At 39.5% G+C, this 21317-nt stretch carries 18 protein-coding genes; 12 read left to right on the top strand and 6 right to left on the bottom strand.

What is annotated here, in order from left to right; all coding sequences use genetic code 11:
* The first annotated feature begins 2 nt into the window (after window positions 1–2).
* Window positions 3–743 carry a LytR/AlgR family response regulator transcription factor gene (locus VGE44_RS03665; RefSeq protein ID WP_324488324.1) on the top strand — a complete coding sequence of 247 codons (741 nt, stop codon included), beginning with the start codon at window positions 3–5 and terminating at the stop codon, window positions 741–743.
* A 136-nt stretch (window positions 744–879) separates the two neighbouring features.
* Here VGE44_RS03665 and VGE44_RS03660 read toward each other — a convergent pair whose 3' ends face one another.
* On the bottom strand, window positions 880–1767 hold the full coding sequence (locus VGE44_RS03660; RefSeq protein WP_331076399.1) for a flavin reductase family protein: 888 nt from the start codon (window positions 1765–1767) through the stop codon (window positions 880–882).
* A gap of 99 nt (window positions 1768–1866) precedes the next feature.
* A complete protein-coding gene (locus VGE44_RS03655; RefSeq protein ID WP_331076398.1) occupies window positions 1867–2883 on the bottom strand; it encodes a fumarylacetoacetate hydrolase family protein in 1017 nt (338 codons plus the stop codon).
* 166 nt (window positions 2884–3049) lie between these two features.
* On the opposite strand from VGE44_RS03655, the gene VGE44_RS03650 reads away from it, so the two are divergent.
* The 7 genes from VGE44_RS03650 to VGE44_RS03620 all read left to right on the top strand — a co-directional run bounded on the left by VGE44_RS03650 (window position 3050) and on the right by VGE44_RS03620 (window position 10522).
* On the top strand, window positions 3050–4216 hold the full coding sequence (locus VGE44_RS03650; protein WP_331076397.1) for a homogentisate 1,2-dioxygenase: 1167 nt from the start codon (window positions 3050–3052) through the stop codon (window positions 4214–4216).
* A 61-nt stretch (window positions 4217–4277) separates the two neighbouring features.
* Window positions 4278–5402 carry a 4-hydroxyphenylpyruvate dioxygenase gene (gene hppD / locus VGE44_RS03645; protein WP_331076396.1) on the top strand — a complete coding sequence of 375 codons (1125 nt, stop codon included), beginning with the start codon at window positions 4278–4280 and terminating at the stop codon, window positions 5400–5402.
* 195 nt (window positions 5403–5597) lie between these two features.
* Window positions 5598–6176 (top strand): phosphoribosylglycinamide formyltransferase, encoded by a 579-nt coding sequence (purN, locus tag VGE44_RS03640; RefSeq protein ID WP_331076395.1) that lies wholly within the window; start codon window positions 5598–5600, stop codon window positions 6174–6176.
* A gap of 166 nt (window positions 6177–6342) precedes the next feature.
* Window positions 6343–7869 carry a bifunctional phosphoribosylaminoimidazolecarboxamide formyltransferase/IMP cyclohydrolase gene (gene purH, locus VGE44_RS03635; protein WP_331076394.1) on the top strand — a complete coding sequence of 509 codons (1527 nt, stop codon included), beginning with the start codon at window positions 6343–6345 and terminating at the stop codon, window positions 7867–7869.
* Window positions 7870–7967: 98 nt separating this feature from the next.
* The gene (locus VGE44_RS03630) at window positions 7968–8990 is read left to right on the top strand and encodes a rod shape-determining protein (RefSeq protein WP_305365637.1); all 1023 of its coding nucleotides are present in this window, start codon (window positions 7968–7970) and stop codon (window positions 8988–8990) included.
* A 189-nt stretch (window positions 8991–9179) separates the two neighbouring features.
* Window positions 9180–10007 (top strand): rod shape-determining protein MreC, encoded by an 828-nt coding sequence (gene mreC / locus VGE44_RS03625; RefSeq protein WP_331076393.1) that lies wholly within the window; start codon window positions 9180–9182, stop codon window positions 10005–10007.
* Window positions 10007–10522, top strand: a complete 516-nt coding sequence (locus VGE44_RS03620) for a rod shape-determining protein MreD (protein ID WP_331076392.1) — start codon at window positions 10007–10009, stop codon at window positions 10520–10522. The genes mreC and VGE44_RS03620 overlap by 1 nt, the downstream gene beginning before the upstream one ends.
* Before the next feature lie 15 nt (window positions 10523–10537).
* On the opposite strand, the gene VGE44_RS03615 is transcribed toward VGE44_RS03620, so the two are convergent.
* A complete protein-coding gene (locus VGE44_RS03615) occupies window positions 10538–10963 on the bottom strand; it encodes a DUF983 domain-containing protein (protein WP_331076391.1) in 426 nt (141 codons plus the stop codon).
* Window positions 10964–11015: 52 nt separating this feature from the next.
* Window positions 11016–11942, bottom strand: a complete 927-nt coding sequence (locus VGE44_RS03610; protein ID WP_331076390.1) for an AraC family transcriptional regulator — start codon at window positions 11940–11942, stop codon at window positions 11016–11018.
* A gap of 279 nt (window positions 11943–12221) precedes the next feature.
* Here VGE44_RS03610 and mrdA point away from each other — a divergent pair, with 279 nt between their 5' ends.
* Window positions 12222–14129: a penicillin-binding protein 2 gene (gene mrdA, locus VGE44_RS03605; protein ID WP_331076389.1), complete on the top strand. Its 1908-nt coding sequence runs from the start codon at window positions 12222–12224 to the stop codon at window positions 14127–14129.
* Window positions 14122–15381, top strand: a complete 1260-nt coding sequence (gene rodA, locus VGE44_RS03600; RefSeq protein WP_331076388.1) for a rod shape-determining protein RodA — start codon at window positions 14122–14124, stop codon at window positions 15379–15381. Before mrdA ends, rodA begins: the two co-directional genes overlap by 8 nt.
* Here the strand turns inward: rodA and VGE44_RS03595 are convergent.
* Entirely contained in the window at window positions 15374–16282 is a 909-nt protein-coding gene (locus VGE44_RS03595; RefSeq protein ID WP_331076387.1) for a hypothetical protein, read from the bottom strand. The genes rodA and VGE44_RS03595 overlap by 8 nt on opposite strands.
* Before the next feature lie 195 nt (window positions 16283–16477).
* Here VGE44_RS03595 and VGE44_RS03590 point away from each other — a divergent pair, with 195 nt between their 5' ends.
* Window positions 16478–17056: a thymidine kinase gene (locus VGE44_RS03590; protein WP_324487353.1), complete on the top strand. Its 579-nt coding sequence runs from the start codon at window positions 16478–16480 to the stop codon at window positions 17054–17056.
* A gap of 125 nt (window positions 17057–17181) precedes the next feature.
* Window positions 17182–18378, top strand: a complete 1197-nt coding sequence (locus VGE44_RS03585; protein WP_331076386.1) for a cytochrome-c peroxidase — start codon at window positions 17182–17184, stop codon at window positions 18376–18378.
* 75 nt (window positions 18379–18453) lie between these two features.
* On the opposite strand, the gene VGE44_RS03580 is transcribed toward VGE44_RS03585, so the two are convergent.
* Window positions 18454–21261 carry a S8 family serine peptidase gene (locus VGE44_RS03580; RefSeq protein WP_331076385.1) on the bottom strand — a complete coding sequence of 936 codons (2808 nt, stop codon included), beginning with the start codon at window positions 21259–21261 and terminating at the stop codon, window positions 18454–18456.
* Between the last annotated feature and the right edge of the window lie 56 nt (window positions 21262–21317).

The raw sequence follows: 21317 nt of genomic DNA, 5'->3' as shown, positions 1-21317 counted from the left end.
ATATGCGAGTAGTTCTAATTGACGACGAGCCTCTGGCACGTTCAGTAGTTATTGAATACCTTCAATCCTGGCCCGATCTGGAGATTGTTCAGGAATGCAGTGATGGCTTTGAAGGAGTAAAAGCAATTGCACAGCATGAGCCTGATCTTATCTTTCTGGATATTCAGATGCCTAAGATCAACGGATTTGAGATGCTCGAACTTATTGAACAGCCCCCTTCTGTAATCTTTACAACTGCTTTTGATGAATATGCTATTAAAGCCTTTGAAGAACACGCTGTAGACTATCTCCTGAAACCTTTCACCCAAGAACGCTTCAATAAAGCCGTTCAAAAGTGGATGGATCAGCGACAGGTTGCCGAACCAAAGCAAAACACAAAACAACTTCTGGATAATATTCAGAACTCCAGTCTCAGAAATGAGCGTGTAGTAGTTAAAACAGGAACCAAGATCAAGATCATCCCGGTAAATGATATTCTTTTCCTTGCTGCGGATGATGATTATGTTAAAATTCACACGCCTGAAGGATCATTTCTTAAGAACAAAACTATGGCTTATTTCGAAAAACTATTGGGGGAAGAAGATTTCGTCAGGGTACACCGTTCTTATATAGTAAGAATCAACGAAATTACCAGAATTGACCCTTATGAAAAAGAATCCCACCTCGCAATTCTGAAGTCAGGAGAAAAGATTCCGGTCAGCAAAACAGGTTATCCGAAATTGAGACAGGTTTTGGGACTGTAAGACAATTGAGAATTGACAGTTGAATTGATAAATTGGTATGGGTTGCGAGTTATGTGTTAGGAGTATGTCTGCAACTGATAACTGATCGTATCTCATAACTCGGACCTCAGACATTAGACTTCATACCTCAGACCTCCTAACTCAATAAAACCTTCCAGGCATCTCCAACATTTCTGGCCTCAAGCAATCTCCTTGCGTACTGATGGAGTTCTCTTTCCCTTGTTTGTGCATCACCGATCGTAGCATCAAGAATTTTTCTAAGCTCCGGATCTGCCCTGAATTCAGCAATTTCTTCATCAGATGGCAGGTTTTCTACATTGCCAAGCTGGCCCAGATTGTTTCCAGTCAAAATCTCTGAATTTCGGATCGAAGCGGGAAGGGAATCCACTCCAATACCAAGTGTGCGGACAGGTTTTTCAACTTCAAATAAATTGTCAACCCCTACTCTGCAATACCAATCCCCACCCAAACGGGCAACGAGATCAATTTTAGCCTGATCGATCTTTCCTGATTCATCGAGTATGTCTTCATTGATGTGCATTCTTTTAATCTCTGCCAGAACCAGATTACCGGCACCAGCATTCTCTCCCAGGGGAATTACCTGCCTGATCAAACATTCCATCTGAACAGGAGATTCGGCAACACGAGGAGGCCTTACCAGTTCAGAAGAGATTTGTGTAAACCCTGCTTTTACAAACTCATTTACACCTTTTGGATATTCTACACTGGCAAGTGATGTTTGCTGAACCATTTTATAATTCACGATATTTATCACACATTCAGGCACTTCCAGAATATTTTCAAGGCTATGTTTGGTTGTATTATCCCTCACCCGGCGTGAAGGCGAAAACACACAGACCGGTGGGTTGATACTGAATATGTTAAAAAAACTGAAAGGGCTTAAATTTACATTCCCCTGCTTATCAATCGTCGACACAAAACAAATCGGCCTTGGCGCGATCGCATATTGAAGATAATTCTGAAGTTCAGCCGGCTTGAGATCGGCGGTGTTTATGGTTAGCATACTATAGGATTAAAGAACAAAGAATAAGGAACAAAGATTAAAGAAAAAAGACCTTAATATGATTTATTTTTACATCCAAGAGTCCTTAATCTTTGTTCTTTAATCATTTATCTGTTTATTGTTCTTCTTCAATTTCAAAATAGACCAGTCTGTATTTGTCTTTCTAATCGTATTGGTTAAACGTCCCAATCCGGTAATTTCCATTTCAACAATATCACCCGGCTGGAGCCATTGCGATTTATATTCCGGATCATTCAGTAATCCGGTTCCATTTAATTCTAGAAAACATCCGGTTCCTACGGTTCCTGAACCGATTACATCTCCGGGTAGAATATCTACTCCATAAGAGCAACGTTCAATGATCTCCGCAAAGGTCCAGTCCATATCAGCCATTGATCCTGATGATACTTCCTTACCATTAACCCAGCATTTCATATCAAGCGCATAGGCATTTCCGGTATGTCCGGGTTTTGCAGGTATTTTATATTTTGCCAATTCGTCTGGTGTAACCAGCCAGGGACCAATTGCTGTAGCGAAATCCTTCCCCTTTGCAGGGCCCAGATTGAGCAGCATCTCCTCCATCTGAAGGGTACGGGCGCTCAAATCATTCATGATCATATATCCTGCGATATAAGAATCGGCTTCTGATGCCCTGATATTTCGCCCCTTTTTACCGATAACGATTGCGGCCTCCAATTCAAAGTCAAGTTTTTCAAAATGATCAGGCATACATTCAACGTCGCCCATACCCTGAATAGAATTATGATTGGTGAAATAAAATATAGGATACTGATCAAATTCAGGAATCATTTCAACCCGCCTGTTCTTTCTTGCAGATGCAACGTGCTGCCTGAAAGCATAACCATCACGGCAGGAACTTGGATGTGGTACAGGAGCCAGCACTTCAAAGAATATTTCTTCCTTTGCTTTTTGCTTCCCGGATTTAATCTCTTCATTAACCTTTTTAGCCCGTTCCATTAACTCCTCTCCCCCACTTAAAAACTCATTCATATTATCGGGGATAAGCTTATCACAGGAATTCAGATTGTAAATATGTCCGTTAATGAACAAGCCAAGGTGTTCGCGATCTTCGGTTTTATAGGAAATCAATTTCATGAAAGGTATAATTAGGTTAGCAGCTATTCAAAACTAATGAATTTTGCTTATCCTTTATTCATTCACCAAAAAAACAAAGAAAGATACCCTAATAAACATATTTCAGTTTCCAATAAAGAAACGCTTACTTTGTAATACCAATTATAAAACCAATAAATTCTAATTTATGCCTGTTTATCATACATTAGGATCTATTCCTCATAAGCGTCATACTGCCTTCCGCAAAGCAAACGGTGTGTTGTATGCCGAGGAATTGGTCTCTACTGAGGGTTTTTCAAGTCTTTATTCCCTGGTTTATCATTGCCATCCTCCTACCATTGTAAAGGAACTGGCTGAACCCTATTCCGTTGAACCGAAGATTGCGAGGGAAAAGCATCTTCGCCATACGAGCCTGATTGGCTTTAAGATCAAACCTGAAGATGATTACCTTGAAAGCCGTAAACCAGTGCTGGTGAATAGTGATCTTCATATATCTCTGGCAGCTCCACGGCATTCAATGACTGATTATTATTACAAAAACAGTCAGGCGGATGAAGTTATTTTCATCCACGAGGGCAGCGGAACCCTGAAGACCGGTTTCGGAAAGATAAAATTCGAATATGGCGACTATCTTGTTGTTCCCCGGGGTACGATTTACCAGATAGAATTCAACACTGAAGACAACAGGCTGTTTATCATCGAAAGTTTTAGTCCGATACGCACCCCAAAACGCTACCGCAATGAATGGGGACAATTAATGGAACATTCCCCCTTTTGTGAGCGCGATATCAAACGCCCGGCTGATCTTGAGACTCATGACGAAGCCGGAGATTTTAAAATACTGATTAAAAAACAAGGTCTGATCTATCCATATACCTATGGCACACATCCTTTTGATTTTATAGGATGGGATGGTTTTCATTATCCATGGGCCTTTTCGATCCACGATTTTGAACCAATTACAGGAAGAATTCATCAGCCACCACCTGTTCATCAGACTTTCGAGGGCCATAATTTCGTGATCTGCTCATTTTGTCCGCGAAAATATGATTATCACCCGGATGCAATACCGGCGCTATATAATCATAGTAATGTTGACAGCGACGAAGTTCTCTACTATGTGGATGGCGATTTTATGAGCCGCAAGAGTGTTGTCAAGGGACAGATAACCCTTCATCCGGGTGGTATACCTCATGGTCCACATCCGGGTACAGTTGAAAAATCAATTGGAAAGGAGAGAACAGAAGAACTGGCAGTGATGATCGACCCCTTTAAACCATTAATGCTAACAGATTACGCAGTAAGTATTGAGGATGAAAATTATCATAAAAGCTGGCAGGAGAATGTGGAGTGAAAGCTGATTTGACAATTTGAAGATTTGGTGATTTGGGACAATAATATTAATTATTAAAATTATGAAAACAGGAACGATAGAAGCAGATATACAGACAACAGATTTCCTTCCACTAAAAGGAACAGATTACATAGAATTATATGTAGGAAATGCCAAACAGGCGGCTCATTTTTATAAAACAGCCTTCGGTTTTCAAAGTCTGGCCTACGCCGGTCCGGAAACCGGGGTTAAAGACCGTGCATCCTATGTTCTTGTGCAAAACAAGATAAGACTGGTGCTGACCACTCCTTTATTTCCGGAACATCCCATTTCTGAACAATTGACCCGCCATGGTGATGGGGTTAAGATTATTGCCCTTTGGGTTGATGATGCCTACGATGCACACCATCAAACCACTTCCCGCGGTGCTGAAAGTTATCTGGATCCTCAAACATTGGAAGATAATTACGGACAAGTTAGGATGAGCGGTATTTATACCTATGGCGAAACTGTACACATGTTTGTTGAACGCAAAAACTATAATGGCCTTTTCATGCCAGGATATGAAAAATGGGAAAGCACCTATAATCCGGAACCAACCGGACTGCTTTATGTTGATCATTGCGTAGGTAACGTAGGATGGAATCAGATGGATAAATGGGTAAAATTTTATGAGGATGTGATGGGCTTCAAAAATATCCTGACTTTTGATGATAAACAGATTTCTACCGAATATTCAGCTTTAATGAGTAAAGTGATGAGTAACGGGAATGGTTATGTAAAATTTCCGATAAATGAACCTGCAGAGGGTAAAAAACGTTCGCAGGTTGAAGAATATCTTGATTTTTATGGAGATGAAGGAGTTCAGCATATAGCAATTGCAACCAATGACATAGTAGATACCGTAAGCAAATTGGAGGATCGCGGTGTTGAGTTTTTAAAGGTTCCGACTATCTATTATGATGATCTGGAAGCAAGAGTAGGTAAGATAGAAGAAGATATCGAACCGCTCAAGAATTTAGGAATTCTGGTCGACCGGGATGAAGAAGGCTATTTACTCCAGATCTTCACTAAACCAGTTGAGGACAGGCCTACCCTTTTCTTTGAGATCATTCAACGCAAAGGAGCAAAATCTTTCGGAGCAGGAAACTTCAAAGCACTTTTCGAAGCTTTGGAAAGAGAACAGGAAGCAAGAGGGAACCTCTAATGAATTTGATGATTTGAAGATGATGTGATTTGAAAATGGAGCTATCGATTTGGATATTGATTGATTTTAATTAAGAACTCTCAATCATTTGCTAATTTTCAAATTTGCTAATTCTAACATCAATCATTGACAAATTGATCAAGATCATTTCGATAAAACCTCCAAAATAATATCTTTGTTAAAAATAGAACAATCTTGAAGAAACGTATCGCAATTTTCGCATCAGGGTCAGGGTCAAATGCTCAAAAGATTATGGAGCATTTCAAAAAACACATAGATGCTGAAGTTGTTATTGTGCTGACCAATAATCCTGAAGCTTACGTTTTACAACGGGCTGATAATTTTGAGATCCCATCGCATATATTTGATAAGCATGAATTCTACAAAACTAACAATGTAGTTGATCTCTTAAAAAATCTTCAGATTGACCTGATTGTTCTCGCCGGTTTCATGTGGCTGATCCCACAAAATCTATTAAAAGCTTTTCCAAACAAGATTATCAATATTCACCCTGCCCTGCTTCCCAAATACGGGGGAAAAGGCATGTATGGCGACCGGGTACATCAGGCAATTCTTGATGCCCATGAGGAAGAGTCGGGTATAACCATCCATTTTATAGACGAACATTTTGATGAAGGTGAAATTATTCATCAATCGCGTTTCAAAATAGAACCCGGTGATGATCTGGAAATGCTCAAATTCAAGGGACAGCAACTGGAGCATTTACACTACCCAAAAGTGGTGGAGCAATTGTTAAAAAAGATGAAGTCTTAATTTAACATCCCCCGGCCATAAACAAATCAATAAAAAACCAATATATTTCAAAAAACTCCTCTATTTGCCTCTTATTATAAATCATAATTAGCTGCAGATTTTTCACTAAAATTTCATAGCAAACCGATCAAAAAAACTATCTTTGCGGTTTTAGAATTAAATATCAATGAGCCATCCTGTCAAGATCAAAAACGCCTTAATTTCAGTCTATTATAAAGATAATTTAGAACCTCTTATCCGCCAGTTACATGAACAGGGTGTGATATTTTATTCCACCGGAGGTACTGAAAAATTTATTCGCGAACTTGGTATAGATGTGATTGCTGTTGAAGATCTGACCGGATACCCATCAATTCTGGGCGGACGGGTGAAAACCTTGCATCCAAAAGTTTTCGGAGGCATTTTGAACCGCCGGGAAAACAAGGAAGATAAAGCCCAAATCGGGCAATACGAAATTCCGGAAATTGATCTGGTAATTGTTGATCTCTACCCTTTTGAAGAGACTCTCAGATCAGGAGCTTCTGATGCCGATATCATCGAGAAGATTGACATCGGAGGAATATCTCTGATACGTGCTGCAGCCAAGAATTTCAATGATGTGGTAATCATAGCTTCTAAAGACGACTATAAAACTTTAGGCGATATTTTAACTGATAACGGGGGCTATACCACACTTAGTCACCGTAAAGCATTTGCACGTCAGGCATTTAATGTTTCATCTCACTACGATACAGCGATTTTTAACTATTTTAATCAGGAAGATCCTTTAACCGTTTTCAAATACAGTGAACAAAAGGCCAGAACCCTTCGTTATGGTGAAAATCCACATCAAAATGGTGTCTTCTACGGAGATTTGGATGCAATGTTTGACAAACTAAACGGCAAAGAGCTTTCCTACAATAATCTTGTTGATGTAGACGCTGCAGTTGCGCTGATCGATGAGTTTGAAGAACCAACTTTTGCAATACTTAAGCACACCAATGCCTGCGGAATTGCAAGCAATGAATCCATAGTTGAGGCATGGAAAGCAGCGCTGGCTTGCGACCCCGTTTCTGCATTTGGGGGAGTTTTGATCTGCAATCGTGAAATTGATGCAGAAACAGCTGCTGAAATCAATAATCTATTTTTTGAAGTCCTTATTGCCCCTTCATTTGCAGAGTCTGCAAAACAAATATTAACTACTAAGAAGAATCGTATTCTGCTAAAAAGAAACGATGTTAAACTGCCCTCCAAACAGTTTAAAACATTGTTGAATGGAGTAATTGAACAGGACAAAGATATGCTGATGGAAACAGCCGCAGAGATGAAACCTGTTACTGAGCGTAAACCGACTGAACAACAAGTAAAAGACCTGGTCTTTGCAAATAAAATTGTAAAACATACCAAATCTAATACGATTGTACTTGCCAGAAATTCTTGTTTGATTGCAAGCGGTGTTGGTCAAACTTCCCGTGTCGATGCACTTCAACAGGCTATTGTGAAAGCAAAGGCATTTAATTTTGATCTTGCAGGAAGCGTTATGGCTTCAGACGCATTTTTTCCATTCCCCGACTGTGTTGAAATTGCTGCTGACGCAGGAGTTGTGATGATTTTACAACCCGGAGGATCCATTAAAGATCAGGAATCAATTGATATGGCGAATGCCAAGGGTGTGGGCATGGTCACTACAGGCATCAGACATTTTAAACATTAATAGAACTCTTTCAATAAAATCATCAGGTTTTATACTACCATGATTGATAAAAGAGTTTATCTTAGTAAATACATTTTCAACACGATAAGAAATAGCTAATGGGATTATTTAATTGGTTTACACAAGAGATTGCAATTGACCTTGGTACAGCAAACACTCTTATAATACATAATGATAAAGTTGTGGTTGATGAGCCTTCAATTGTGGCTTTTGACCGGACTACAAATAAAGTTATTGCTATCGGGCGACAGGCCATGCAGATGGAGGGTAAAACCCATGATAATATCCGAACTGTCAGGCCATTAAAAGATGGAGTAATTGCCGACTTTAATGCGGCTGAATATATGATCAGGGGAATGATTAAAATGATAAACAATGGTAAGGGCTGGTTTTTCCCATCCCTTCGTATGGTTATCTGTATCCCCTCAGGTATTACAGAAGTTGAAAAGCGTGCGGTGCGCGACTCTGCCGAGATTGCAGGGGCAAAAGAAGTTTACCTGATCCATGAGCCTATGGCTGCCGCTGTGGGTATTGGTATTGATGTGGAGGAGCCTATGGGAAATATGATCATCGATATTGGTGGCGGAACTACAGAGATCGCAGTTATTGCACTTTCGGGAATTGTCTGCGACCAGTCTATCCGCGTAGCAGGGGATAATTTTGACAGCGATATCGTTCAATACATCCGTAGACAACATAATATCATGATTGGTGATCGTACAGCAGAGAAGATCAAAATTGAAGTTGGTGCTGCTCTGCCTGAACTATCGGATCCACCTGCAGACTATGCTGTGCAAGGCCGTGATTTGATGACCGGCGTACCTAAGCAAATCACAGTTTCGTACACCGAAATTGCACACTGTCTTGATAAGTCGATTTCAAAAATAGAAGAAGCAATCTTAAAAGCATTAGAGATCACCCCTCCTGAACTTTCTGCAGATATTTATCAGACTGGTATTTATTTAACAGGCGGCGGTGCATTATTACGTGGCTTAGATAAACGTATTGGAGCAAAAACCAAACTTCCTGTACACGTAGCAGAAGATCCACTGCGTGCAGTAGTACGGGGAACAGGCATCGCCCTAAAGAATATTGGAAACTTTAAATTTTTAATGCAATAGAGTTTTAAGTAGTAAGTAATAAGTTTTAAGTACTAAATCCTACTCAATAAGCATCTATATCAAGTATTCAAATTTCAGTAGATCATACATGGAATTGGCTAAACTTTTAAATATTTATTCTGAATCAGGTTCCAGACTCCGGTAATATTAAAACTTATAACCTACAACTTATAACCTACAACTTAAAGTATGCGTAACCTCTGGCTTTTCATAAGTAAGTACAACGCATTTTTTTTGCTCGTAATCTTCTTCACCATCTCACTGATCCTGCTGATCAATAATAATTCATATCAGCGTGCCAGTGTATGGAACTCATCTAATCAGGTAGTTGGAGCTGCCTATGAACGGGTAAATGAATTCAGCAGCTACCTCGTTTTAGGAAAGACCAACGATAGTCTGGCAGAAGAGAATGCCAGGCTTAGAAATCTCCTTAAATCCTCTTATTATGATGATAGCGTCAAACAGGTAACTGTAAAAGATAGCGTACTTCAGCAACAATATACTTACACCGTAGCCAGAGTGATCAATAATTCGGTACACCAAAAAAATAATTATTTAACAATCAACCGGGGTAGCAAGCATGGGATAAGGAAAGGAATGGGTGTTATTGCGTCAAGCGGAGTCGTCGGTATTGTATTGAATGTTTCCGAGAATTTTTCAACAGTACGCTCCCTTCTCCATACAGAAACTAAAATCAGTGCAAGCGTAGATGGAAACATAGGCTCTCTGGTATGGGGAGAAGGAAATTATGACTCCAGATTTGCCCTTCTCAAAGATATCCAAAGCCATTTGACCATTAAAAAGGGGGCAAGAGTAATTACTTCAGAGTATTCACTCTTCCCTCCCGGCACCAATATCGGTTATGTAAGTGAATCAGATACACGGGATGGAAACAGTGCACTCAACATTCAGGTAAAGCTGGATACCGATTTTGCAAAATTACAATACGTTTATGTAATTATTAATCTGCTTTCAGAAGAACAATTGAATTTGGAAGCTCAAAATAAAATCGAATAATGGGACGGGCATTGATTATAAATAGTATCCGTTTTATTGTGCTGATTGCAACTCAGGTTTTTCTGCTTAAGAATATTGGGTATTATAATCTAAGTATACCATATCTCTATATACTGTTTATTCTGCTGCTCCCATTCGGAATACCGAATGCACTCCTATTTTTGCTGGCCTTTATTACTGGTATTACTGTCGATGTTTTTTACGACACACTCGGCCTGAATGCTATTGCCTGTACCGTAATGGCTTTTGTAAGAATTGTATTTATTTCTGTAACTGTTCAGCGCGATGGTTTTGACAATGAACCAGAACCCAGCCTCGGAATAATGGGATTCAGATGGTTTATCTTTTATGCGGTCATCCTGACCTTCTTTCACCATCTGATCTTATTCAGTTTCGAAACCTTCAAACTCTCAGAATTTGGTTTCACTTTGATTCGCGTTGTTCTGAGCACTCTTTTTACAGTTTTCCTGATTCTGATTACTGAGTTTGCCTTCTTCCGCAAGAAAATCAGGTAATTTTTTGTTGGATCTTTATACTTTCGCGTCTGCTCCCATTGCGGGAACATAATTCAAACCGGGAGTCATATAATGAAGCAGTAATACCCTCGAGTATCTGAAATTAAAAGGGGCAAGTATAAGAACAATGGGAAAAATTGTAGCCATATATAACCATGGGCTCTCCGTATTTCCTGTGATCAGGTAAGTCAGAATTCCTGCCAATATCATTTGTGCAACATTTAATGCATAAGAGATAAACATCGCAACATAAAAATACCCTAATTCCCGTTCGTATTTCAAACCACAGTGCGGACAGTTTGTATGCATTTTCTGGGCTTTAAATCCATACATAGAATTTACAAACATATCACCCTTCCGGCATCTGGGACATTTAGAGTTGATAACAGCATTAATTTGCGAAACCGTCTTCGGTTCATCGACTGGATGGTTTGTTTTCATCTGTTTATTTTTTATTATTTTCTTTGGTCAGATTAAAGCTTTGATGATTAAATTAACATTGCTCTTTGTGTTTAATGCTTATTTCAAGCATTTCGGATTCATATTGATTATTTAAGCTTCTTTTCCTGAATTCCTCGGGACTAATCCCAGCACTTTTTTTAAAAGCCCTGCTGAAATAGGAATTATCTACAAAATTAAGATGACCAGAAACCTCACTGATAGTCAGGTCGGGATTCATTAATAGTCTTTTAGCCTCCAGAAACAGCCTGTCTCTGATCAATTCACCTGCCGATTTTCCCAATAAATGATTGCATAAAGCATTCAGATGGTTCGGAGTAATAAACAAGAGTTCAGCATATTCTTTCGGCAATTTCAGATCAGCATAATTCTTCTCAATAAGCACTTTAAAGTTTTTCAGGAGAGTATGATTCCGGGAAGTAACTATCTCATGATGCGGAAAGCTATTTAATCGTGATACAAGAATAAAAATTTGCATCAGCAAAGCCCGAACGAGAGTAAGTCCGGATAACCTGTTTCCTAAGCTTTCATCCAGTATCTCATCAAAAATTGACCTAACCTTCGATTCAAGTTCATCCGGCACTTGTATCACAGAATCTGAGGCAACGCCACTGAAAAAAATAAAATCATCCAGAATCTCAGGCTTTAATAAGAATGATTGAAAAAAAGAAATGGAAAAATTTATAACATAACCTTCAACTGCTCCCTCAAAATTCCAGTTATGAACCTGCCCTGGAATCATGAAATACATCTGATTTGCCTTCACAGGGAATGTTTGAAAGTCAATACTATGAGTACCCTTACCTTCTTTAAAAAGAACAATATGATAAAAATTGTGACGATGTGAATAATAAAGATCTTTATGAGTCTCCCAATATTCAGATAAACGGGCTACCAGAATATCTTCATGCCTGAACTCCGAAAAAGAACTTATGTCATAAACAGGAATATCACTTTTCATATTTACAAAGATACTTAATAGACCTAGCCAATTATGGCATAATTTATTGTATTAATGGTGTTTTTTACTTTAAAGTTATCATGATGGAGATTTAATCACCATATTATACAACTTGAGAAACAGATTTAAATATTTACATGGGGCATATGCCTGCAGAATAAATTCTTTCTTACTTTTACGGTTATATAAACAAAGATTAGAGGAGTTTATTCTAATCATTCTGTTATTGAAATTTTACTTGTAGAGGAAGAAATAATAATTTCTATTTGATCAGAATTAATGAATAGTTTTTTTGCGAGAAAGTTTGTAGTTCAGGGAATCTTCATCGCCATAACCATAATTCTGCTCATGCGTCTGTTTTATATACAGGTAATCAGCGATGAGTACATTCTGTCTGCAGAAAATAATGTAATCAGAAGATTACCAATTTATCCTGCACGCGGAGTTATTCTTGACAGGAATGAAAATATCCTCGTACAAAACGAGCCTGTTTATGATCTGATGATTATTCCGAGGGAAGTAAAGCCATTCGATACAATTGAATTCTGTAATCTGATCGGGATTGATAAAAAAGGATTTGACAGGAGATTCAAAAAGGCCCGATCCTACTCCCCATACAAAGCCTCTATTTTTGAGAAGCAGCTTTCGGTACAGATTTATGCTTCCTTTCAGGAAAAACTGAGCAATTTTCCAGGATTTTTTGTTCAAAACAGAACAGTTAGAAGATACCCGGATAGTATCGCAGCCCATTTTCTGGGTTATATTGGAGAGGTCAATCAAAAAGTGATTGAGAATTCCAAAGGCTTTTACAGTCAGGGTGATTATCATGGGATTACTGGTGTTGAAAAGTCCTATGAGGAATTATTAAGAGGGCAGCGGGGCGTACAAAACCTGATGGTTGATGCTTTAAACCGACCAAAAGGAAGTTATGCAGATGGGAAATATGATACTGTGGCAGTTGCGGGTGAGCATATGATCTCTTCATTAGACAAGGATCTTCAAAAACTGGGAGAGCAGTTGATGAAGAACAAGATTGGCAGTATCGTCGCAATAGAGCCTTCAACGGGAGAAATATTATCATTCGTCAGCAGTCCGGGTTATGATCCAAATCTGATGGTTGGCCGTCAGAGAGGCAATAATTACATGGCCCTGCTCAATGATACATACAAGCCTATGTTTGTTCGCCCAATTCAGGCAGAATATCCGCCAGGTTCAATCTTTAAGGTAGTTAACGCTCTGGTTGCCCAGCAGTTCGGATTAATTAATGAGAATACTTATTTCTTTTGTCCGGGAGGCTACCGTTATGGCCGTCAGGGTTTTATGGGCTGTACACACGTCCATGGATCAATTGGGCTGAAAGGTTCAATTACAGAGTCGTGTAATACGTATTATGGTTATACCTATGCCAGAATGATTGATCAGGCAGGTATGCGGCCAGTAAATGCCTATAAGAAATGGCGGACAGCCGTTTCTGCTTTTGGAATTGGAACTGCATTGGGAATTGACCTGCCGGGAGAACGTAATGGACTCCTGCCTACTGCCGATTACTACACCAAGCGCTTTAAAAATGACAAATGGGGCTCTGCTTTTACGATATCCTTATCAATTGGTCAGGGGGAATTAGGAATAACTCCGCTACAAATGGCAAATGTGATGGCCATAGTTGCCAACCGCGGATTTTTCTATAAACCACATCTTATTAAGGCAATTGGTGATAAGCATGTCATTAAAGAAGAATTTCTCAAAAAGAATAGTGCAGGTATTGATCCTGGGTATTTCAATGTGATTATAGATGGAATGAGTGCGGTAGTAAACCAGCCCAGTGGTACAGCCTGGTACTCACGAATTCCGGAAATTGAAATGTGTGGTAAAACTGGTACAGTACAAAACCCGCATGGAAAAGATCACTCAGTTTTTGTTGCTTTTGCACCCAGAGAAAATCCCAAAATTGCAATTGCAGTAGTCGTAGAGAATGCAGGGTTCGGAGCAACCTGGTCGGCACCAATTGCCAGCCTAATGGTTGAGAAGTATATAACTAAACAAATCAACAGACCAAAAGCCTATATGGATCGGCTGATTGATGCGAATTTGCTCCCGGGCTCAGGTAAAGTAATCAGAAAACAGGATTCAGACAGCACCGGAAATAAAACAGTTTTAACAGAAGCGAAGATAAAATCAAATGAATAATCAACGCAGCCTCTTTTTTAATGTAGACTGGTTTATCATACTAACCTATCTGACCCTTTGCATTATTGGCTGGTTCAATATCCATGCTGCGGTTTATGATCCAATGAATCCAAGTATAATTGATCTGGATACAAATTATGGCAAACAACTGATCTTCATTATTTCAGCATTCATAATAGGCTTCGCTATTCTGCTGTTTGACAACAAATTTTTCAATACCTTTTCTCCGGTATTTTATGGCATTACCATTCTACTCCTGGTTCTTGTTTTGATCATCGGTCGTAATGTAGGAGGAAATCAGGCCTGGATTCCTATAGGCAGTTTCAGGCTTCAACCTTCAGAATTTGCTAAATTTGCTACCTGCTTATTACTTGCCAGATACCTTAGCTCGGGTACCATTAAAGTGCAGGAGTTCAGAACCCAGATAACTGCGGCATTCATCATACTTCTTCCAACTGCACTTATTTTATTGCAGCCTGATGCCGGTTCTGCACTGACCTTCAGTTCTCTTATACTGGTATTGTATCGCGAGGGACTATCAGGCTATTTTCTGGTCATTGAAGGGCTTTCAATAGTGCTTTTTGTGCTTACTGTTTTATACAATAAATATGTAGTGCTGGTTGGTGTTATTGCCCTGGCAGCTACCCTAATCTACTTTTATCGTAAAAGCAGAAAATCATTAACCATCATCGGTTCGGGATTTATTTTTTCTGTCTTATTTATATTTTCTGTTGATTTTGCTTACAACAAAATTCTAAAACCTCACCAAAAAAACCGGATTGATGTTATTCTTGGAAAGGTAAATGACCCCCGTGGAATAGGATATAATCTAAATCAATCTAAAATAGCCATAGGATCAGGGGGGCTATGGGGTAAAGGATATCTTCAGGGCACACAAACCAAATATGATTTCGTTCCCGAGCAAAGTACCGACTTTATTTTTTGTACTGTTGGTGAGGAATGGGGCTTTGCCGGCTGTTTCCTTGTGATCAGTTTATATCTGTTCCTTTTGATACGGATAGTAAATATTGCAGAACGTCAGAGATCTTCCTTTTCGAGGATTTATGGCTATGGCGTAGCCTCAATATTGTTCTTCCACGTTTTTATCAATATTGGAATGACCATCGGATTAATTCCGGTGATAGGGATCCCTCTCCCATTTTTAAGCTATGGAGGATCTTCCCTATGGAGTTTTACTATCCTGCTGTTTATACTACTTAAATTTGATTCTAACCGAATGGGAATTATCTAGAAAATCGCTGATTCAGAATTTTGTAAAACTTATCTGCAACATTTTGCTTCTCAGCCCAGTTATTCTTGGAAGAATAGTTTTGCTTAAGGAAATTATCAGCAGACTCAAAACTTTCAAAACGATTCAATATCTCGATAGCTTCACTATAAGCCAGACTGTAGCCGTTGAAAAGATCTCTTACAAATACTAATTTGTCATTCAGATTGATCAGGCTTTTCAGGTCTTTAACCTGCTGTTTAGCAAACTGGCTCGAGACTGTCCTTTGGGAAGCCTGAGATGCAAGTATCTCATTGATTGTAAGGGGCTGCTCTTCAACATCAGACTCTTTATTAATGTTAGCAGGTTCCTGAATACTATCTTCTTCAAATACTCCGGACACAGGATTTAAATTAGCTTCAGGTTGTGCTTCCTCAATTTTTTCTGACTCTAACGATTCATTAATTTCTATTTCAGAATCATTCTCAGGCTGGACTTTCAACTGTGTTTTCTGCTCAATTACTTCTATTTCCGCTTCGGTAAGCGGGCGATCAAATAAGTCATGCGCAGCCTTCTCTTCAAAATCGAATGACTGGATAGCTTCATCCCTGATCTCAAATTTCCACTCTGGAATAGTTACTTCATCTTCAATCACGAGATTCTCAGCAGGCTCTTCCCGGACAAATGGCTCAGGCCTTATGATCTCAGCAGCTACAGATGGTTCCGGTTCAGGGATTTGCGGTTTCGAATTATGATTAAGTTTCTGAAGAATAGTAATATGATCGGATAAAAAATCTGCATTGGCAGCAAAAAGCTCAAGTTCAAGTTCATTCAAATTTTCGGGATCCTGGGACAAATACTCATATTGCTCATTCAATTCTGCAATAATTCCGGCAACTTTCTTAAAGATTTCTTTCTTATTCATTCTCATTCGAATATTGGGGCCGACCGGGTTGAATCAGCCTGAAAATAGTATCATGGCAAAAAAGCCATAATCAAATATAAGCACATTTATCAAATGTATTGACTTAAAATTGATAATGGAATCGCTTTTATGTGCTCTTAAATCCATTAAAAATCGGATATTAGTGGCAAGAAAAAAGAGGGACAAACAAGCAGAATGTTATTCAGTGAACACAATTTTAAGCGGAGAAAAGAGCTCAGTGGAAGCATTGAAGTTATCTGTGGATCAATGTTTTCAGGCAAAACAGAAGAACTGATCAGAAGACTTCGGCGTGCCCAGATCGCTAAACTCAACGTTGAAATATTCAAACCAAAAACAGATACCCGATATGATGAAAACTCAGTGGTATCACATGACCTTAACTCCATTCAATCTACCCCGGTTGAAAATGCCGCTTCAATCCTTCTCCTGAGTTCAAACACTGAAGTTGTCGGTATAGATGAAGCCCAATTTTTTGACGATCAATTACCTGATGTATGCAACACTCTAGCTAACAGAGGAATCCGGGTAATTATAGCCGGACTGGATATGGATTTTCAGGGCAAACCTTTTGGCCCTATGCCCGAACTGATGTCAATTGCCGAAGTGGTAAACAAGGTACATGCCGTTTGTTTGCAGTGTGGCGGACCTGCAACTTATTCATACCGTACTGTACCGAGCGAATCGAAGATATTATTAGGCGAAAAGGAGAGTTATGAGCCGCGCTGCAGAACCTGCTTTAATACAATTTCGTGATAATAGCCATACCTGAATTGCATTATTCTCAGCATCAGGAATTACCCATTTAGGGTAAATATATAACCATCGTTAAATTTAACTCAGAATTACAAATCTTTCGTATATGTCAATAAACACGACAGATGAAAGCGATCCCTAAAGTTTTAAGTGCGATTAGTATTTTCATATTTTTTGCCGTCGGATGCAGCAAAAAGGAAAGTGAAACCATACAGCTTACTTATGAAGCAATTAAAACTGCTTTCGGTGATAATATTAATCTCAACAATTTAGCAGAATATGCCGGTCAAACCAAGCCTGCATATATCATCAAGGACAATACAGGTACAAATACAATTTCTAATATTAAAGCAACAATTGGCAGGGTACTTTTCTACGATAAAAATCTGAGTATCAACAATACTATATCCTGTGCCAGCTGCCATAAGCAGGAATTTGCCTTCAGTGATCCTGAGATTGTAAGTTCAGGTGTAGCAGGCGGACTTACACAAAGGCATTCCATGCGACTTGTGAACTCAAGATTTGCTGTTGAGCGCAAATTCTTTTGGGATGAACGTGCCGCGAGTCTAGAAATCCAAATTACACAACCGATTCAGGATCACGCTGAACTGGGTTTCAGTGGCCAGAATGGAAGACCAGGACTAAATACCCTGCTTACTAAATTACAGGGAATTGCTTATTACAATGAACTGTTTAAGTTTGCCTATACTGATATTAATGTAACAGAGGCCAGAATTCAGGAATGCCTGGCTCAGTTTATCAGAAGCATTCAGTCTTTTGATTCAAAATATGATGCAGGCAGGGCATTGGTGGCGAACGACAATCAAAATTTTCCGAATTTTACTCAGGCAGAAAATGCCGGCAAAAATTTATTTATTGCAGCACCTGTTTTTGATTCAAATTCAAGCAGAATTGCTGGCGGACTGGGGTGCAATGCCTGTCATAACGCACCTGAATTCGATATTGACCCCAATAGCAGGAATAATGGAATTATCGGTCAGGCCAATGGCACAAACAGAGATTTTACTAATACCAGAGCACCCAGTTTACGCGATCTTACCAGAACAGACGGAAGAGTAAACAACCCCATGATGCATACGGGGGCAATTGGAGGATTAAGGGCGGTAATTAATCACTATAACACGATTAATCTTAATCCTGCCCAAAATCCAAATCTCGACCCCAGACTGGCTCCAAATGGTATCGGTCAGAAATTAAATCTCACAGAAAATGAGATAAATGCTGTGGTTTCTTTCCTTGAAACTCTTGCAGGGACTAATGTATATACTGACAAAAAATGGAGTGATCCTTTTGTTAAATAGGAAATAGGGATAGGAAATGGAAAAGCACTACATAGATTATATTGCAACCAGGATAAATCTGGTGTTGCCGGGGAACTATTTTGTTACCAGTAATTTTAAAGTTTTTTCCCTGCCTTCAAACTGTAGTTTATAAAGGTATACTCCGGATTGAAGTTCAGAAAGATCCAAATTAACACGATAAGAACCTGTTGCCAGATTATCTCTGATTAGTTCTCTGACCGGCTGACCCGCTGCATTATACAAGATCAGATTTGTAAGACCGGGGCGACGCAGGCTAAAATCAATTACCGTTTGATCGAGTCCCGGATTAGGGAAGTTTTGTCTGAGCACAAATCCATCCTCGGCATCAGCGCTTTCAAAATTATTTAATTCATAATACTTTATTTGTGCTGCTACAGCGCTTGCTTGAAGATCAGCAAGGGAATCTCCTCCTATTAATGCAAAAGCCACCTTAACACTTCCATTTATCGGGATTGTAAACGGCCCATAGCCACTGACAAGTAAAACATCATAACCGTCAGGGACATTTTCGCCCAAACCTGTACTTTTAATTCCGGCAGAAAGTGTCTGATATTTCTCAGCAATGCTAAATTCACCATCGGCAAAAATCGGATCGGCCTGAACCTGATTCGCAAGGGGGTAATAAACAGCTTGTCCGGTCGTACTGAGAAGTTTAACTCCTGCATAATATGTTCCACCGTGCCTGCCGTAAACATAAGCCAATCTGTTTGCGGCATCGTACTTTGTAACATCCCTTGCAATCTGATCTACGTCCCAATCCGAAAATAGACCAGCATAGATACCATTTAATACTGTTTGCCCGGCATTACGGATTTCATATTCTGAGATGATATACTTATCATCCGGTGCAGTTGCAAAGGCCGTCTGACTATGCCTGACATGCAGGTTCAAGCGATTTGGACTTCCCGAATCATCAAACTCCGAATGTCCCAGAAATGCGGCTTTGGTATTATCATCTTTGAAAACCCTGAGCTTTTTAACAAAATGTTCATCTGAAGTACCGAGACCCGACCTGGTGTTATTCGAAACCTCCAAAGCAGATTTCCCAATCATCAGAGAGGCCTCCACCAGTAAAGGCTCAGACTTGTAGATAAATCCCAAACCATCCTCTCCATCACTATCAGCATAGCCGATACGGCCATTACTGCTAATGGTAGAACTGACCTGATTTACATTAACATTCATAAAATCACGGGCCACACGAACCTGAAATTGCTCAGTGCTTTGATAATTGCCACCAGAGGAATAATTTATACTGAAATTGACAAGTTCATTATCTGGTGTACCAGGCCTGACATATACCCGAAAAGGCCCAATCATAGTCTTCAATTCTTTTGTCCCGATACTACTAACCATATATTGCTGATTTATTATCTGAACATTTGGATTAGTGGTAAGCAGCTTTATTGAAAGTGCGGTGGCCGGCGATAAAAAATTCTTGATATCCAGAAAAATAGATAAGGTATCACCAGCAGGTATTGATCCATTACCTTTATCGTTAAACGTAATTTTCTGATATTTTATCGAAGGTAAGGTCTCAGTAAGTGCCCTGAATACGTTTAACCGCCCATGTCCCAACTGCCCAGCATATCCCGGATTAAGCTGATCAATATTATCTGAACTCACTTTTAATTGCTCTGCTACCTGAAACATATCATAAGCCGGAAATCGTGACCTGACCAATGCCGCTGCACTTGAAACCATCGGAGCCGAAAAAGAGGTTCCTGCAACCAGACCATATTTATTGCCATTTTTGCTTGAATAAACTACTCCGGGTGCCGATATGGAAATATGGCTGCCATAACTTGAAAAATCATTCTTTTTATCATTCATATCCACTGCCGACACTCCGAGTACGCCTGCATAAGCTGCGGGATATTCTGGTGCAGAACTATTGGAATTCCCGGCACAAGCAATAATAAGGCTTCCTTTTGATATAGCATAGTTCACAATATCCTGGCCAAAGGAGGAACTGTTTGGTCCGCTAAATGAACAATTAATTATATGGGCGCCATTATCCGCCGCATATTTAATCCCCTCATAACCTTTGTAAATAACTGTGGCATTATTATCAGCGCATGCTTTTACAATCATTAATTTAGCATTGTAAGCGATACTTGCAATACCAAGTCCATTATCTGAAACAGCCGAGGCAATACCACTAACACTTACCCCATGATCTGTTGAATCACTGCTTACATCAGGGTTGTTATCCACCTGCGGGTTAGACCCACTTAAACCAACAAGGTCAATTCCCGGAAATATAATGTTTGCTTTCAGATCAATATGATCCATATCAGTCCCTGTATCTACAATGGCAATGATTGTGTTGGAAGAATTTCTAATCAGATCCCATGACTGCTCCGCCTTCACCTGCTTGAGCTGGCTTTGAAAACCAGAAAAAAGGGGATCATTGGGAGTATAGGAAACATAGTGAACGTAGCTTGGCTCAGCGTATTCAATATTGGGATTCTTCAGTAATTCATTGATCAATTTCTCAATTCCCTGATTTGAACTGAATCTCAATTCATAAATTCTGTCAATCCCAACCGTATCTTTAATTGCCATTCGCTGAACCGCCTCAGAACTGATTGCTTTTACTGAGTTTTTAAAAAGCTGATTAATATTAAGGTCGGAAGCTTTGATATTCAGATTTCTTAAACTTGAAGCTGAAGCTGCAGAACGTATCTGAGCTGCAGTGGTCCCCTTGCGGAATTTAACGATGATCACATCCGGTAAATAGTCCTTTTGACTTATTCCCTGAGGCAGCTTAAATAAGGTCCTCCGGCTAACTCCAGCACCATTCTGACCAAACGCTGTAAGAACGTGGAAACAACAATACAGCAATAACAGTCTCTTCATCGGTAGGGTTTACCAAAAATAGCAAATTCAGCAAAGAATTTACACTCTTCGGTTCA

The sequence above is a fragment of the Daejeonella sp. genome (assembly GCF_036405355.1).
GTDB lineage: Bacteria > Bacteroidota > Bacteroidia > Sphingobacteriales > Sphingobacteriaceae > Daejeonella.
This window is presented reverse-complemented; position numbering and strand designations above follow the sequence as displayed.